This is a genomic window from Sphingobacterium multivorum (assembly GCF_900457465.1).
GTDB classification, from domain to species: domain Bacteria; phylum Bacteroidota; class Bacteroidia; order Sphingobacteriales; family Sphingobacteriaceae; genus Sphingobacterium; species Sphingobacterium multivorum.
This window is the reverse complement of sequence record NZ_UAUU01000009.1, coordinates 1,010,487-1,028,019: the sequence shown is the minus strand read 5'-3', so window position 1 is coordinate 1,028,019 and position 17,533 is coordinate 1,010,487. Positions and strand designations below refer to the sequence as shown.

Sequence of the window (17,533 nt, the reverse complement as noted above, 5' to 3'; positions counted from 1 at the left end):
ACTACGTTAATATATCATTCCAATAGTTTACATTTCTTATACCAAAGACTTCTTCCACCCACCCCTGCAATGACATGCTCTTTAATAACTCCGGGTCAATAGCTTTAAACTCACTTCTAAAAAAATCTAGTTGAAAATCAACATGATCTCGATCAATGATATAAATATTTTGCGGATCGAAAAATGGATATTTTTTTATATCGGGATTGGTTGTAATAAGCTTTCTGCCGCTACCAAGGGTTTCGAAAGTCCTCATAGTCAACCCATTTTGACCTGGATGATTAATATCCAATATCACTTTCGAAGATCTATAAATGTCAATAATTTGATTATGCGAGAGACTTTGAAACGAAATCTTATTAAAGTCAAAATTCCTAAAGTTCTTATCTACCAACTTTTTAAACTTAAATAAGGTTTTACTAGGCGAATAATAGAAAGTAAACATTTTAAGAAAATTATTCTGACACCAGGATCGTGCTGTCTCAGCAATTAAATAACGATCAGAATGCGCTGTACCAATAAAGGCCAGATCATACAAAATCGCATCTTTTTGTGTGTAGAGCGCACTGTAGTCTTCTGCGTAAAATAACGGTCTGAAACCAATATTATACTTTTTGGAGTCTTCACTGTCAAAAGTATATTTATAATCAAAGTTTGGCAATATTGCAAGTCCATTCGAATTATTTTTGAAAGAATCGTATGTATAAAATATAAGTTTTATATCAGGATTATTTTTTCTCAAAAAATCAATAAAAAACTGCGGCGTCGCTTCACCTTTAATCAGCAAAAAATAATGATATCGATTAGACTTTATTTTTTCGATTACTCCTTTAAAATAGGAATTGATCTTTTGGGCATAAACCTCCTTTTTTATACGAATAATGGCTTTGCTAAAAAAGGAATTTGATGGGCGTTCATCAAATAAATCAACAATGCCCCCCATTTCCTCAAGTTGTTTCTTAATCAGACATTCGTAATTAAAAAACTTTACCGAGACCAGCAATACTCTTTTATTGACAAGAACACACTCTGCCATAGCTTTTACTTATACAATCCCTTGACTTTCATTTCATCGATCGAACGCTGATACTGATCTTCCTGGACCTGTTGCGTATTCACCCATGATGTAAACTGTTTGAGGCCTTGTTTAAAAGACACTTTTGGTTCAAATTCCAGCATGCTTTTAATCTTAATGAGATCGGCAAAATTATGTCGAATATCTCCCAACCTGTAATTTCCTGAAACTGTTACTGGCACTTCAACACCATAGTTCTGTTTTAATTCATTCGCAACGGTAAGTACATCAGTAGGCACTCCTGTACCCACATTGAACACTTGATTATTCGCAGCTTCTTTTTCCAAACCCAATATTGTGGCATCGACAACATCATCAATAAACACAAAATCACGTGTTTCCTTGCCATCCTCAAATATATTAATTCCATTTCCGTTTTTTATTTGAGTAGAAAAAATAGAAAGAATACCAGTATATGGATTTTTTAAAGATTGGCCGGGGCCATAAACATTTTGATAGCGAAATGCCACTGCCGCAATACCAATAGTTGGGCAAACGGTGAGAACCATCTGCTCCTGATTTTGCTTGGAAATACCATATACCGAAGATGGGTGTATTTTTGAATTTTCGTCCGTTCCCACTAACGCCAATGCTGAAGAGCCAGGGTACTTCACTTCAAAGTCGCCTTTGTCCATGTCTTCGGTGGTACGTTGTGTCGGATATACATCTCCAAACTCTGGGCTTATATACTTTCCCTCCCCATATATAGACCGTGAGGATGCGACAACAACTTTTTTAATATTGTGATCTGAATTCACCAATAAATCAAGCATTATTGCAGTTCCACCAATATTAACGTCAATATATTTTTTCACTTCATACATTGACTGCCCGGTACCAGTTTCAGCAGCATAATGGACAATAGCATCTTGTCCCTCCAGAGCCAGCTTCCAGTCGTCTTGATTAGTAACAGAGCCATGAATAAATTTCACCTTATCTTTGATACTCAAATAAAGAGGTGAGGTTTCAGTCGGATTATTACCATGAATCTGCGGGGAAAGATTATCCAAAACTGTGATATTATAGCCTTTCTCAATCAGCTTCAATGCTAAATTGGAGCCAATAAAACCTGCTCCACCAGTAATTAATATGTTTTTCATTTTTATATTATTTTTTCCCATTGCTGAGTATCAAAGTTAAACCTCTTAACAATACGCGCAGGAACACCAACAATCACACAATAGTCAGGAAACACACCTCTTACAACGGAATTCGCTCCAACTACACATTGTCTTCCCAAAATAGTACCAGCTTGGATTGCGGCTCCAATTCCAATAAAACAATTTTCTCCAATTTGGGTATTTTTAATCAACATTTCCTGCTCTAATATATGTCGATCAATTTCGGTATAATTATGATCTATATTAGTAATAAATACATTTGCCAGTATTGTTGTAGATTCCCCAATAATAAGATTGCCTCCGGACGTAATGTGTACATTTTGCCCTATTGCTACATTATCCTCAATAGTCAAAGAAGAATCATCACCATGTACCTCAAGTCGTACATTTGGAAAAATCCTCACTCTTCTACCAATGGCTATTTTATTAATCCCATGCAGAAAAACCGGCTTTCCTATATATGACGGAAATTCAATTTTTTTAAAGAAAAATTTATATAAGATAGCTCTTACCGCCCAAAATAATTTACAGATCATTTATATTTTAATTTTCTTACAACATATTTTAATCTCGAAAACATTCTAAAGAAAAAATATTCAAAAATATTTATATATCGCAAGGTATACATTTCCTTAATATTTTTTTGGACACCTTGTTCCATCCCGGCAATATTACTTGATAATCCACTGAAACCAACTGAAGGTTTTCCACCTCCTGTTATTACTAATTTTTTATTAAGAATTACCATATTGGCGACTCTTGAAGCTTTCATCCAATAATTAGCATCCTCTGAATATTTCTGATTCTCATCAAATAGCCCAATACGCTCCAAAATGCTTCTTTTAAATACAGCTGTTGATGTTTGTCCAACAACCTTGATCATTAACTTCCTTAATGTAACAGATGCAAATTTATCATCAATTAGTTTATACGGGAACCCTATCCTATCATTATTCCTTAAACAAGTCACAAAATCAATATCCGAACGCAAATACGGGAGTTGCCATTCTAATTTATTAGCAAGCCATTCATCATCTGAATCGAGTAGAGCTATTACCATTCCACTTGCATTTCTTAATCCAGTATTCCTAGCTTTAGATACTCCTCCATTTGGCTGGGAGATCAACTTTAAATCCACCTGAGGATATGCTTGCTTAAAAGCTATTACTTCATTCTCCGAATTGTCTTGAGACCCATCATTAACTACAATTATTTCTACATTTCCTTGATATGTTTGCTGTACAACAGATTGTAAAGCCCGCACTATTGTATCCTCCGAGTTATACATCGGAATGACTACTGAAACATCTATTGACATCGATTGAAAATATTACTTTATATCTATATTTTTAAACTTATCTTTTAAAGCAGATTCAATTGCTTCATTACTGTAATAATTAACGAAGATACCCCTAGAATAATCATTTAATGGAAAAATCCTACTCTTCTCTAGCCGTTGCAACGTTTTCAGAAAGTTATCCTTATTACATTCGATCATTGCACGATCGTCCCTCACATATCCCTCAAAAGCCTCCTTTGTACCAACAATAGTCTTGCCATACATCAAAGCCTCTGCCGTTTTAGTTTTCATTCCTCCACCTGAAAATATCGGTGCGATCACCAACGAAGCATTATAGTAATATGTAGACAAGTCTTCCATAAAACCATATATTTCTAGCCGCTCATGATGATATTTCTCTTTATAAGCGTCCATCCCCTTTCCAATTATAATTAATTTGCCTTCAACATTGGGTAATATATTTTCTATAAACCACTCTATCCCGTCCAAATTACCAAAAAATGCCGTTCCCACAAAAAGATAAATGGGCTGTTCCAATGCATGGGTCAATGCCCTAGATTGCTCAAATTGATCACGGTATCCAGCTGGTAATATTAAATCGTATCTTTTTTGATAAATAGATTCTAAAACATGGCCATCTCTTTCATTTAAAACAATGTTAATATCGGAATATCTTACAGCTCTACTTTCATTAAAAGAAGCCCATATATAGAAGGGATAATGCCTCAAACCTGAAGTTTTTAAAAATTCTTTAGCATAATGTTTTTCTATATTATGATAAAAACAAATAATAACAATATCCCTTTTGACCTTCCGCTTTATTGCCTTCGCAAGCCGCCCCACCAACGACTGGCTAATAAAAACAAACTGGATTGAAGTATCACTGACCAATAGTTTTAATACCTGCCGTTCAATCGTTGAATCAAGTCCGCCTATATAGAACTTCAATTTATCGCTGACTGAATTCCCCCTTTTTAATGGCGTAAGAATAAATTGGTCTCCAAAAATATTCTTCAAGATATCGATATTCCGCTTGTTTACTGAATCTGATCCACAATCAATTCTTGCAATATCTTCACCCACATAAAGCAACTTTGACATATTTATACTATTATTTTGTTTAATTTATTTATATAACAATCCAAACCATAGCTATTTTTATAATAATCGTGAAGAAAAGTACTTCTATCTTTGTAAGTCTCAATCATAGTTTTTATTTGTTGCAAGATATTTTCAAAATCAATTATGTCTACTCCAGGATCATTATTATTCTTAAGTTCACCAACAGCTCCAACATTATTGCCTAATACCGGGATTCCTGCTGACAGTGCTTCTAATGTTACCATCTCAAACCCTTCATAATGGGAAGGGAAAAAGAATATATCTCCAGAATTATAAAAGGTATTAATATTTTCATGATTTAAACCGACACAAATCAAGGTTTTCTGTAAGCCGTCGAACAAGTCTGCATTATTTGAATTATTACAAGCTATTGAAAACTTAAAGTTTTCAGTTTTCTCAACCAACCTCGCCAATTCCAAAAGTTTTTGAAGCCCCTTTCCTTCGTCAAGTCTTCCACAATATAACACATTGATATAAGTATTCCCTTTTTTTTCGTTTAGAGGTAAAAAAGTGGTGTCATCTACTCCATTATGTACAACAAAAAATTGCCTTTCGGCCTTTGTATAGTATTGCTTCACTTCGTCGATAGCATTCTGGGATACCGCAAGTATCTTGTCTGCATTTTTTACAGCGATACGCTCCAATTGAAAAAGAATGCGATGAGACCAGCTTATTCTAGTCTTAGTTTTTAAACAGTATCCTTTCAATGTACCATGAATAAAGAGATAGTCGTTTTTGAAAAAAGGAGCATTAAAGCCATGAGCAATTTTCACATCCCCTTTATTTCTATTATTCCTTATAAATAATGATGCAAAAAAAGTAAATGCTATGACGTGAAGCTTTCCAAAAACACGAATAAATATTTGTGCATATTTAGTTTTTTCAATCAGATTTCTGTCAACAACAATCACATCGAACCCCTTGTCTGTCATTATCTTATTAAGATAAAAACACACTTTCTCAACACCACCAGAGTTGGACAGTCCATTGTAGGACACCAAAAAACATTTTTTCCTGTCTACCTTTTCCATAATGATTTTGAAATATTTTTTATTGCACCCAATAGTAAATCAGAAACAAATTGTAATTCAACCACAACGCTGGATTTTGAAATCTGATACTTCTTCTGAATTTGCCCCCAATTCTTCTTTAAAAACCGATGATTATTTTTAATTGTCGATTTATACCAAGCTAATCTGCCTGAAGCATGCGAACCTCCGGAGGAAACGCTTCGAGGTAAATTGATTTGTACCGCATTAGAGTTAAACATGATTTTCGCCCCTAAAAAAATGCAACGAACAAAAAAGTCTGTTTCCTCTCTATAACCGTTACCTAAATAACCAGAATCGAACATCACATTTTTTGCTAATGATGCCTTTACCAAGGCTGAGGCTTGCACAAAAGGAACCTCCTGTGGATTCGCTACCGAATATATAAAATTTGCCTCCAATCGCTCTAAATCACACAGTTTTTTACCGGTAGGTAGATTAATATCATATTTTCTGACCACCTCATGGAATTCTATACGTTCATCCTCTTGATCCATATACAAAGCTTTAGCTCCACAAATATCGGCCTGATGCTTTAAACAAGTCTCATAAAGGATTGGTATACAATTATCATATAAAATACTATCATCATCCCCAAAATAAATCCATGGTGTATCAACCATATTGATCCCAACGTTTTTTGCAAAAGCCTGCTTGGAATTCTCACTCAGTCTAATATATTCTAATTCAGGAATATGCAATAACATTTCTTTAACTACAGCCTCGGTATCATCAGTAGAACAATCATCTACCAATATTACCTTACTTACACCTTCTTGTAAATATGTTGGAATGGTGCGTTTCAATAAATGTGCTCTGTTATATGAGGGAATAATTACTGTTATCATAAGCTATCTTATCATTTCTGCTGGGAAATCCGTATCAAAAATACCTATCACCGAATTCATATATTGACTGTCTTTAAAAATCCGATACTCAAAATTTCCGGAAAGTAACGTTTTAACGTTATAAAAGGAGAATAACAGGAATATCATCATCAAAAGAAAGCTATTTACCTTATTTTTTAGCAATATCGTTTGATTATTCTGGATTACGAAAAACAGTATGACCAAAAGTATCCCTAAAAAATAGAAATGTCGAGTAGATATGGTCGAATTAAATAAAAAGAGAAAGGCATAAGAGAGCGACATTAAACTCAAGATATACAAATATTTATCTGCACTCTTTACTTGCCTTAAAATATAGACTAAAAAAATTTGTACTACCAAACAGATCAACAACATGGTCTTATCAATTCCTAATATCTCTTCTCCAAGAAGATATTCTTTCATCTTCAATGTCAGAGGAAGCACGGGCAACAATACGAGTAAAATCACACCAAAAAAAGGAGAAATAGTAAGAATCATACGATCTTTGTTTTTAAGCCAAATGAAGAGAAAAAAAACAAGAATATAAAAGAGAATACTCCAATGACTTAGTGCTGCAAGTACAAAAAATTGCCATGAACTTTTATTTATTGCTTTTCTGGAAATCGCAACAAAAAACAGCACCATCGCCAAATACTGACGCAACACATTTGTATAATTTGGGAAACTGATCAATAAAAAGAAACCTAGAAACCAAAATAACAAGGAAAAATTTCTAAGCCCCAGTTCTCTACTTCCTGTATTCATCGAATAAATCCTAAAATTTAAAGCCGCATAGAGAATGAGCCCACCATTTAGAAATGATAAAATAAAACTGAACATCCGTGGATCAGTCGGAAAAACCCGAGCGATACCATACTGCAAAATATGAAAGAAAGGATCCCCGGCATCAAGAATAAACAACCAAGATTCATTCAAAGTAGTATTGGCAAACAAGTTATAGTACATATAATATCGCACGATATCGTAATTGCCCTGTGTTGTCGTCGTAAACTGCGTGAATGCAACAACAGAAAACACAAAAACAACGAATAGGAAATACGATATGGGGACTCGTTTAAATAAAAGACTAGCGCAGATAAATAAAAGTATCCCTCCAAAAAAAGATCCAAATAAACTTGTTAGAAAAATAAATAGCAACAAAACGTTTGCAGCTTTCAAACTATTTTTTTTCAACATATCACGTGTTTTTTTGCATTATTGATAAAACTATATTTTTGACTCTAACTATTACTTTACGAAAATCACTGCTGATACTGGCAAATACAAATATACTGACTAAGAGATAAGCAATCGATAATAATAGTGCATTTTTGACCCATTGAAAATAGTTAACATTGTCAAAATAAGGTAGAAAGGAATATAACAAGCGGCTAAAACAAAAAGATAGCACAATGCAAAAAACATATATAAAGATCTTTTTCAAATAAATTGCAAAACTTTCTCTTATTCCAAATTTAAAAAGGAAATATGGCTTCCAACACATCATTAATAAAAATTGACTTATCAATATTCCAGCCAAAATCCCCGTAAGACCAAATTTAAAACCCAAAAATGTTGATAATCCAAGATTTAAGAACATTTCCAGTATTTGGGCCCAAACATCCTGAAACAGACCATAGGCATAAATAAATCCATCTGTCACCCGGACTACTAAAATGAACAAATAGGCAACTAATAAATATAAGTCTATCATTGGCAAAACATATTTTTCCCCCACCCATAACGCTATAAAACCTTGCGTCTGAAATATCATGACAAAACAGATCACTGAAACTATCCAATATTTTAAAACCGCAAATTCTCCAAAAAAAGCTAAAATTTTACCTTTATTATTTTCAGCTACCAAATTTCCGATTCCAGCCTGTGCTCCCGAAAACATAGCATTGATAAACAACAAAATACCATTTACAATTAACATATAATTACCATAAATAGCAACTGTAGTCAAAGACAAAATACTAAAAATAATAATCGGCGTGGTCTGATTTAAAATGAACTGTGAAAGTTGATGGAAGATCAATTGCTTTGTCTTAGCGATAATATGTGGGTACTTTTCTCTCAAGGAACTCCCCTCTGCAACTTGGATCTTTAACCAAGGATAGGTCTTAAAGACAATCCTATGCAAAAAATAGGCTGTTAGAACAGAAAAAATCAATTCCAATGTCAGCCATAATATATAACCATTCTGAAAATAGTAAACCGCTATAATCTGTAGTATAATCTTGAGAATTCTTGCACCTTGGGTGATACTATTAACTTTGTATTCCCGCTGGTCAGCAACCAAAAGAATTTGCGTATAATTTACTAGATAACTCAAAATAACCCCTGCCAAAGAGATCAGAAAAGTTGCATAAATAATTCCCAACGAAATAGACGTATTACGGAATATAAAGGGAATAGCTAGGAGCAAAAACAATGCTACAACAAGAACAACTCGGGCTACTTTTCGATAAAGCCAGCCCTGTATGGACATGATATTGTTTATTTCATTTTCATTACGATCCAGCAACGGTTTATATAAGCTAAAAGAAACCGCTGCTGCAACCCCCAATTCCGCTAAATTTAAAAAACTTAAAATATTTGCTATTGTCGTACTTAGACCAAGTAATTCTGCCCCTAATTTATCTAAAAAAACCTTTCTGGAAAAAAACTGCAAGAAAAGATAAAGAAAATAAAACAAGATCGCATATCTTGCATTTTTCAGACTCTTAGATGTTCTAGAAGCTTCGCCTTTCATAAACTGCCTAGAATTATTTTTTAATTTTCAATAAATACTCTCCATACCCACTCTTGCGTAAAGGTTCCGCAATCTTCTGCAATTGCTGCTGATCAATATATCCCATGCGATAAGCCACCTCTTCAATCGCCCCAATTTTCATACCTTGACGCTCTTCAATCACTTGTACAAACTGCCCTGCTTGCATCAGCGAATTGATAGTCCCCGTATCCAGCCATGCTGTTCCACGATCAAAAACACCAACTTTTAACTTTCCGCGTTTCAAATACTCCGCATTAATATCCGTGATCTCCAATTCTCCACGCGGAGAAGGTTTAATATTCTTCGCAATTTCCACAACATCATTGTCATAGAAGTACAATCCTGGCACCGCATAATTGGATTTAGGCTCTTTCGGTTTTTCTTCTATAGAAACAACTTTATTATCCTGATCAAACTCAACCACACCATACCGTTCAGGATCAGAAACCTGATAGGCAAAAACAACGCCGCCGTCGGGATCTGATGAGTCTTGCAATAACTTAGACATCCCCGAAGCATAAAAGATATTGTCCCCTAAAATAAGGGCTACTTTGTCATCTCCGATAAACTCCTCGCCCAGTATAAAGGCTTGTGCCAAACCATCTGGACTGGGCTGCTCTTTATAGGAAAACTTACAGCCTATTTGCGATCCATCACCCAACAACTTTTGAAAATTCGGCAAATCTTGTGGCGTGGAAATAATTAAGATCTCGTTGATCCCTGCCAACATTAATGTCGACAATGGATAATAGATCATGGGTTTGTCGTACACGGGCATCAACTGTTTAGACACGGCTAAAGTCAATGGATGTAAACGTGTACCGGATCCTCCGGCTAATATAATTCCTTTCATAATGTACTGTCGATTATAATTTTTGCAACATGATTTTCAAACTGTCTTTCCAAGAAGGAACAGAAATGCTGAACGTATTTTTAATTTTTGATTTATCCAATAAGGAATAATGAGGTCTTCGCGCAGGTGTAGGATATTGTGTCGTCGGAATTGGGTTGATTTTACAAGATAAACTTTCCAAGTCCCGAATTGCAACAGCAAAGTCATACCATGAAATCTCTCCTTCGTTGCTGAAATGATATATTCCACCTTCCCATACACCTGAGTCAATAATAGCCAAGATAGCATTGGCTAAATCTCTTGCATAGGTCGGTGAACCAATCTGATCGTTTATAACAGAAATTTCTTCACGCTCTCCCATTAAACGGATCATTGTTTTCACAAAATTATTGCCATAGGTCGAATAGACCCAAGATGTGCGAATAATAATACCCTCAGGCAACCACTTTTGAATTGCCTGCTCGCCCTTAAATTTGGTCAATCCATATACATTAATAGGATCAACTGGCGCATCTTCAGCCAGTGCGATAGCTGAGTCCCCATTAAAAACATAGTCTGTCGAAATAGCTATCAATTTTGAGCCATGAATACGACAATATTGTGCGATCTCCTCACTAGCCAGATGATTGATTCGATCAGCAAGTTCGGGTTCAGACTCCGCTTTATCGACAGCTGTATAGGCTGCGGCATGAATAATAATATCGGGTTGATATTGTGCCAAGATATCCTGTATAATAAGCGTTTGCTCTAAAGGCAGTTGCTTACGATCCAAGAAAAAACAGTCTCTACTCGTCTGTCCGGCTAGAAGATCTCGCAGTTCTGATCCAAGCTGACCATTGGCCCCGGTAACAACGATTCTCATAGACTAAAAACCTCTTTAAAAGTGGGGGCTGATTGATCTTTCTCTGATAGAATCATTTCACCAACTGAAATCTGCCAATCTACAGCCAAATCGGTATCCAAAGGATGTACTCCGCACTCGGACTCTTTATGATAAAAATTGTCACATTTATAAAAGAACGTCGCCGTCTCGCTTAACACCACAAAACCATGCAAAAATCCACGTGGAACAAATAGCTGTAAGTTATTGTCAGCAGACAAGTTAACCGCTACATATTGACCAAAAGTACCCGAATTTGGCCTTACATCCACCGCAACATCAATCACTTCTCCTTGCAGCACTCGTACCAATTTCGCCTGAGCATGTTCACCTGCCTGTGCATGCAGACCTCTCAAAACACCCCGTGTTGAATAGGACTGATTATCCTGCACAAAATGGGTATTTGTACCCGTCAGCTCATTGAAAGTTTTCTCATTAAAACTTTCCATAAAATACCCTCTTGAATCACCATATTTGGCAGGTTCCAAAATAAAACAGCCTTTTAATTTTGTTTCTGTAACTTTCATCAACTAGATTAGTTATACTGATTTGCGTAATAATTTTGGTAATCGCCTGAAGTAACCCGATCTAGCCATTCCTGATTATTTAAAAACCAATCGATGGTGATGGAAAGTCCCTGCTCAAAGGTTACAGATGGCTGATAACCCAATTCCTGATTAATCTTGCTGGCATCAATGGCATAGCGTAAGTCGTGTCCCGGACGGTCTTTAACGAAGGTAATAAGTTCGGTAGCAGTACCAACTGGCCGTCCCAATTTTTCATCAACCTGCTTACAAAGTTCCTTCACTAGATCTATATTTTGCCATTCGTTAAATCCACCTACATTATAGGAGTCGCCGTTTTTACCATTATGGTAGACCAAATCGATCGCTTTGGCATGATCAATAACAAACAGCCAATCACGCGTATATTTCCCATCACCATAAATAGGCAAAGGTTTATTGTTTAAAATATTATGAATACACAAGGGGATTAATTTCTCCGGAAAATGATTCGGTCCGTAGTTATTCGAACAATTGGTTAACACGATTGGTAGACCATAGGTATCGTGATAGGCACGTACAAAATGGTCGGAAGAAGCTTTCGAAGCAGAATAAGGCGAATGTGGATCGTATTTGGTCTCTTCCGTAAATAATCCTGTTGCACCTAGTGCGCCGAAGACTTCATCGGTAGAAACATGATGAAAACGCTTACCTTCATAATTATCCTTCCAGATGTCTTTCGCAGCGTTTAATAGATTAACCGTGCCAATCACATTGGTCATCACAAAGGCGGTCGGATCAGTAATCGACCGATCGACGTGAGATTCTGCAGCCAAATGAATAATGCCATCCGGCTGGTACTGACGGAAAATAGCAAAAATCAAACTAGCATCGGTAATATCGGCTTTTATAAACTTATAATTGGGTTTAGCTTCGATATCCGTTAAATTTTCTAAATTCCCCGCATAGGTCAAAGCGTCCAGATTGATGATATGATATTCAGGATATTTATTAACAAACTCACGTACCACATGGGAACCTATAAATCCGGCTCCGCCGGTAATGATAATTGTTTTATTCATATAGCTTAAAATCTTTTAATTTATTAAATCGTTATTCAAATAAAGTTTAATCTTTTGTTCGCTGTAAGCTTTATTAAAATAGATACATACCTTTTTACCGAGATGTTTCCCAATTCTCTCGGCTAACAGCAATAAGTATGCCTCATTTATACGTTCACCCAAAATAAATACCTCAATAGCTCCACTGTCAAGGCCCTTCGCATAGTCGCCCAAATAGGCTTACCTCATGGATATCACCGGCCTGATCCAATACTTGTTCAACCAATTGATCAATCTCTAAAAACGTATGAATCAGATGCTGAAGAGGTTTGAATAGCGAATGCGCTCTGTTCGTGGCTGATACAAAAAACTTGATCAGCAACTTCAATCGTGTCTTTGAAGTAATAAGCGTTTCTAACATTGGATAGCTTTATTGAGCAACAAAAGTACTCCTATAGATCTAAATTAACAAATGTGCATGTTAACTTAGTTCTTCTTTAATATAATTTTATTTAAAAATAATACGGTTATCAATATGCAAGAATAAAACATCGTATATTAGAAACATCCTACAATAGACTAAGGCCATGAAAAAGATTAAAATTAAAAGTCAATGCGGCTTAGATTAATATTTCACTACGGTATAGGATTTTAATCAATCAATTTTGATTGGTGGCGTTCCAATGTATTATAGATTTTTTTGACATCCTGTGACCTCTCTTTTTGTAGTACCAGTACGGCATCTTTAGTATACACAAGAATTGCATTTTTTAAACCAACAAATGCGGTATAAACATCTGTACCAATGACCATATTGCCATTTTCGTCCACTGGATGTCCTGTGGTCTGTAGATAATCATACATGGATTCAAAGGATCCTAAATCAGACCAATCAAAAGAAGTCGCCACTACGCGAATTTTCTTAGACCGCTCCATAACGGCGTAATCAACGGAGATGGAAGGAATTTCTTTGGACAGATCTAAATCAAGTTCACCCTCCTTGCGGTGCTGCCATGCCGCCAAAGCCGTTGCATAAACTTTTGGTTCAAAGGTCTGCAATTCGGAAAGGAACGTATCTGCCCGAAAGCAAAACATCCCAGAGTTCCACAAAAAGTTGCCGCGTTCGATAAAATCCTCAGCAGTATCTTGATTGGGCTTTTCGCGAAACGACAATACTTTATCATCCTTGTACTCAATATAGCCATAACCTGTCTCTGGCCGTATTGGTTTGATACCAAAAGTAACAATATAGCCTTTTTTTGCTTTTTCTATTCCTTCACCGATAGCGTCCTGATAAGCCTTGTCTCCAACAATAACATGATCGGAGGGGGTTACAATCAAAATATCATCTGACTGAGCTGCGAAAGCAGCAAAAGCGATCGCAGCAGCCGTATTTCGTGGAGTAGCTTCAACAATATCCGTATAGTCAATACCTTGATTTTGCATCACTTCCTTACTTAAGTCATGATTGTCACGATTGCCAACAACAATAACCTGCCCGCATAGGGATTGATTTCGTTTGACAGTCATTTCAAAAAGAGAACCGTCTTTAAAAAGGGATAAGTACTGCTTAGGATAACTTTTACGAGAGAGTGGCCACAGACGGCTCCCGACTCCTCCGGTTAGAATGACGTGGATAATATTACTCATTTTATGTTTTTTTGTGCTTCTTTTTCGAATACTACCTTACGCAGCTGCGCGCTGGAAAAGCGATGTGTACGCTTATTATAATAAATATCTATTCCTTCCTCTATACAGTACTTTTTGCCTGAAAAATCCTTATCACGATATTCTTCGCCAATAATCCGGAGATTGATTGGCAAGGCTTTGATCATATCAATCAGATCCTGCTCAGTTTCATAAGGTATAATTTCGTCTACATAACGACAGCCTTCCAATTGAATATAGCGTTCTACGATAGTCTGCGTAGGTTTGGCTTTATCAGGAAAAAAATCAGAAGGATCGGTATTCAATCCAACAATCAAATAATCGCAATGGCGCTTTGCTTCTTCGAGCATCATAATATGGCCTGCATGCAACAAGTCAAATACACCAAATGTAATACCTATTTTCATTAAAAATAAACTTATTTGTCAGTTAAAATCAGCATCGTTTCTTAAAAGAACCGGCTGTTTGTCTCAATATAAAACGTTGAAAATTGATTATTGTTCAGACTTTTCTGCAACTATACGTCTCAAACCTGAACTGGAGAACCGATGGTCGCGACTATTAAAATAAAGTTGGATACCCTGCTCTTCACAGTATTGACGTCCAGTAAATTCTTTCTCCCGATATTCATCACCAACAATACGCACATCGATCTTAAAAGAACGCAAAACATCCTCTAAATCTTGCTCCGTTGCATACGGAACAATCTGATCTACATATTTGCATCCCTTGAGCTGGATATAGCGCTCCACGACGGTCTGTACAGGTTTATTTTTTTCTGGACGATCTAAGGTAGGGTCCGTCTGCAACCCACAAATCAAATAATCGCATTGGCGCTTGGCATCTTCAAGCATTTTGATATGACCAGCATGTAATAGATCGAATGCACTGAATGTAATGCCGACCCGAATCTCTTTTAAAGGTGTATTTATCATGTATGACTAATAATGTGTGTTAGCTAAACAGCAAAGTGTATGCCTAAACAACCTGGCATTCAAATATAATGACTTATTTATCTTGTTCCAACCGATGTTTCAAAAAAAGCTGTGCACATGCTCTGGCATCAGAAAGTGCCTCGTGATGATTAAGCGCTATCCCCATCACGTCACAACACGCATTGAGACGAGCTGGCTTAAAACCCTTGCTTTGATAAATTTTAAATGTACATTCCCACAGATTAGACAAACCTAAGCTCTCGTAAGACAAGTTATAGTATCCCATCGTCTTACGAAGTACATTTCGATCAAAAAGTTCATTATGAGCAACCATAATACGATTGGAAATTAGGGGCTTTATATCTTTAAAAAGCTCCTTAAATGTTGGCGCTTGAGCGGTATCACGAGGTTTAATCCCATGAACGCGGGTGGTTTGCCACATATATTGGTTTTGTGGTGGCTGGATCAGCGAATAAAACTCCTCGACAATAATGCCCTTTTCTACCAAAACCAAACCTATTGCACAGGCGGAATTTTGATTTGCGGTAGCAGTCTCAAAATCAATAGCTGTAAAACTTAAATCTGCTTCCATTTCAATCTTCATTCAATCAAACAAAGGTAAGAAAAAATGACAATCCAATATTATAACCCATTATATACGTCACAGAAAGAGTTTTAACGTTTCTTGATCATACCGCGGTCTGGTCGTATATTGAACTCGCCTCCATCAAGACTGCGATATCCCTTCCGGCTTATGGCATTGATGGAAGCTTTGGTGGTGATACCCGGTGCAGCATCGTTCAAGGCTGTCGCCAACATCGTTTCTTTCTTGTCACCCACATCAACAAATACATAATCTTCTATATTTCTTTTATCGGGGACAAGTCCATCCCAATAGTCCGAAAAACCAGCAGAATTTTTCAAAAGAAAGGAAACTGGCCAGAAAGAGACCTTATTCTGGACTTCCTGTTCAAAGAAGCCTACCGGTTTGCCGTATGTACGGGTACCAGAGGCGATAAGCTGTACCTGCAGATAAGGTTTGAGCACATTAATCAGCATTTCAGCCGCCGAAGCAGTACCTTCACTAACCAAAAAATATACCTTAGTCAAGTTCAGATTACTTTTTCCTTCGAATTTTGTATCCTGAAACATTTTATTGATGCTCGGCGTCGCTTTGATATAATCATTTACCTCATAGGTAAGCATCAGTTTCCCCTTTGTGGTGATACCACCGATCTTATCGGCGATATAGGCCGAAGCATCCACATAACCACCGCCATTGTAGCGTAGATCAACAATTAAATGTTTAATCTGCTTGTCCTGAAATTTGGAAAAGACGGCGTCGATATTTTGTTGATTGACATTATTGTTTTCTATTTCTTCGAACGAAGACAATGCTAAATAGCCTACATTGTTGCCCGCAGATTCATAGACTGTGTCTTTATAAATCGGGTTGATGGTATAGTCCTTTTCATAAGTAAGATCTTTGGTCACCGTTGTCCCGTCCTGATGTTTCACTTGCAGCTTAAGCGGGCCTGCGTCCAGTGCTGCATTCAGTTTGTTCATCATTTTATCCCGCGCACTTGCATCATTGATGGTACAACCGGAATTTGTACAAGTGATAGCGATCGAGTAATCGGAATCTCCATTGACAGCTGTAATAAAATCAGACCGTTTGAGACCCGCCTTTTGCGCCGGTGAACCACCTTCTACAAAATAAATAATGGGCTGCGCCGTTTTTCCATCTTCGGTACCCAATTGGACATAGATACCATATCCATCGTTGGTATCCATTTTAAGCCTGCCCGAAGCTGTTGTTCCGGTGTTATAGCCGTCTATTCCCTCCATATAGGAAAACCGGTCAAATACACCGCCTGAATAGGCCGCGTGCGCCGGGGTAAGCGCTTTGAGGGCAGCAAGAACAGCATCAGCAGAGTTGTATTGATCTGTAAATTTGGATGGATCACTGGTATAATCAGGTATCGATTTGTCCCAAAGTGAATATAATTTATAATACTTGTAGATATCATCCTTAATCAGCTGCGCTTCGGTCCGCTCGACGGGTTCTGGCTCGGGTTCAGGTTTAGGGGTATCCTTTTTGCAAGAAAAGAAAAAAAGTCCAGTCCATGCTAGGACGGCCAAACGTCCTGTTTGTTTTAAAGGCGCTAAGTTCATAGTTGAAACATTTGTAAAACAAACATAAATAATTTAAGTTGATCCGCAATAAAAAAACACGCTGACCATGGGGAGTGCCAGCGTGTTTACTACCTATTGAAAAACGTTATGATAACAAGCAAAGGTACGAGATAGTTTTAAAA

General features: G+C 36.7%; 19 protein-coding genes. All 19 read right to left on the bottom strand.

Translation table 11 applies throughout. The annotated features are described in order from the left end of the window. Position 1: 1 nt before the first annotated feature. A complete protein-coding gene (locus DTA23_RS15975; RefSeq protein WP_112375298.1) occupies positions 2-1,036 on the bottom strand; it encodes a WaaS/CpsH family glycosyltransferase in 1,035 nt (344 codons plus the stop codon). A 5-nt stretch (positions 1,037-1,041) separates the two neighbouring features. Next, complete coding sequence (locus tag DTA23_RS15970; protein WP_112375455.1) at positions 1,042-2,175, bottom strand: NAD-dependent epimerase/dehydratase family protein; 1,134 nt, start codon at positions 2,173-2,175, stop codon at positions 1,042-1,044. Between the two features lie 2 nt (positions 2,176-2,177). Further along, on the bottom strand, positions 2,178-2,732 hold the full coding sequence (locus DTA23_RS15965) for an acyltransferase (protein WP_112375297.1): 555 nt from the start codon (positions 2,730-2,732) through the stop codon (positions 2,178-2,180). After that, positions 2,729-3,514 (bottom strand): glycosyltransferase family 2 protein, encoded by a 786-nt coding sequence (locus DTA23_RS15960; protein ID WP_112375296.1) that lies wholly within the window; start codon positions 3,512-3,514, stop codon positions 2,729-2,731. Before DTA23_RS15960 ends, DTA23_RS15965 begins: the two co-directional genes overlap by 4 nt. A gap of 12 nt (positions 3,515-3,526) precedes the next feature. Next, positions 3,527-4,579: a glycosyltransferase gene (locus tag DTA23_RS15955; RefSeq protein ID WP_172462429.1), complete on the bottom strand. Its 1,053-nt coding sequence runs from the start codon at positions 4,577-4,579 to the stop codon at positions 3,527-3,529. Between the two features lie 20 nt (positions 4,580-4,599). Beyond that, on the bottom strand, positions 4,600-5,649 hold the full coding sequence (locus DTA23_RS15950; RefSeq protein WP_112375294.1) for a glycosyltransferase family 4 protein: 1,050 nt from the start codon (positions 5,647-5,649) through the stop codon (positions 4,600-4,602). Then, a complete protein-coding gene (locus DTA23_RS15945) occupies positions 5,637-6,515 on the bottom strand; it encodes a glycosyltransferase family 2 protein (RefSeq protein WP_112375293.1) in 879 nt (292 codons plus the stop codon). The genes DTA23_RS15950 and DTA23_RS15945 overlap by 13 nt, the downstream gene beginning before the upstream one ends. A gap of 3 nt (positions 6,516-6,518) precedes the next feature. Next, positions 6,519-7,733 carry an EpsG family protein gene (locus DTA23_RS15940; RefSeq protein ID WP_112375292.1) on the bottom strand — a complete coding sequence of 405 codons (1,215 nt, stop codon included), beginning with the start codon at positions 7,731-7,733 and terminating at the stop codon, positions 6,519-6,521. 1 nt (position 7,734) lies between these two features. Then, a complete protein-coding gene (locus DTA23_RS15935; protein ID WP_112375291.1) occupies positions 7,735-9,294 on the bottom strand; it encodes a lipopolysaccharide biosynthesis protein in 1,560 nt (519 codons plus the stop codon). A 13-nt stretch (positions 9,295-9,307) separates the two neighbouring features. Continuing rightward, on the bottom strand, positions 9,308-10,168 hold the full coding sequence (gene rfbA / locus DTA23_RS15930; RefSeq protein ID WP_112375290.1) for a glucose-1-phosphate thymidylyltransferase RfbA: 861 nt from the start codon (positions 10,166-10,168) through the stop codon (positions 9,308-9,310). Positions 10,169-10,181: 13 nt separating this feature from the next. Then, a complete protein-coding gene (rfbD, locus tag DTA23_RS15925; protein ID WP_112375289.1) occupies positions 10,182-11,030 on the bottom strand; it encodes a dTDP-4-dehydrorhamnose reductase in 849 nt (282 codons plus the stop codon). Further along, positions 11,027-11,575, bottom strand: a complete 549-nt coding sequence (gene rfbC / locus DTA23_RS15920) for a dTDP-4-dehydrorhamnose 3,5-epimerase (protein WP_112375288.1) — start codon at positions 11,573-11,575, stop codon at positions 11,027-11,029. Before rfbC ends, rfbD begins: the two co-directional genes overlap by 4 nt. Positions 11,576-11,583: 8 nt before the next feature. Then, positions 11,584-12,633, bottom strand: coding sequence for a dTDP-glucose 4,6-dehydratase (gene rfbB / locus DTA23_RS15915; protein ID WP_112375287.1), 1,050 nt, complete (start codon positions 12,631-12,633; stop codon positions 11,584-11,586). Positions 12,634-12,820: 187 nt separating this feature from the next. After that, positions 12,821-13,033: a hypothetical protein gene (locus DTA23_RS26945; protein ID WP_146753091.1), complete on the bottom strand. Its 213-nt coding sequence runs from the start codon at positions 13,031-13,033 to the stop codon at positions 12,821-12,823. 230 nt (positions 13,034-13,263) lie between these two features. Next, positions 13,264-14,262, bottom strand: a complete 999-nt coding sequence (locus DTA23_RS15905) for a mannose-1-phosphate guanylyltransferase (protein ID WP_112375285.1) — start codon at positions 14,260-14,262, stop codon at positions 13,264-13,266. Next, entirely contained in the window at positions 14,259-14,687 is a 429-nt protein-coding gene (locus tag DTA23_RS15900; RefSeq protein ID WP_112375284.1) for an adenylyltransferase/cytidyltransferase family protein, read from the bottom strand. Before DTA23_RS15900 ends, DTA23_RS15905 begins: the two co-directional genes overlap by 4 nt. An 87-nt stretch (positions 14,688-14,774) precedes the next feature. Further along, complete coding sequence (locus DTA23_RS15895; RefSeq protein ID WP_204990895.1) at positions 14,775-15,215, bottom strand: adenylyltransferase/cytidyltransferase family protein; 441 nt, start codon at positions 15,213-15,215, stop codon at positions 14,775-14,777. A 73-nt stretch (positions 15,216-15,288) separates the two neighbouring features. Continuing rightward, on the bottom strand, positions 15,289-15,807 hold the full coding sequence (locus DTA23_RS15890) for a 3'-5' exonuclease (protein WP_112375454.1): 519 nt from the start codon (positions 15,805-15,807) through the stop codon (positions 15,289-15,291). Positions 15,808-15,890: 83 nt separating this feature from the next. Further along, positions 15,891-17,390 (bottom strand): S41 family peptidase, encoded by a 1,500-nt coding sequence (locus DTA23_RS15885; RefSeq protein ID WP_112375283.1) that lies wholly within the window; start codon positions 17,388-17,390, stop codon positions 15,891-15,893. Positions 17,391-17,533: the final 143 nt, after the last annotated feature.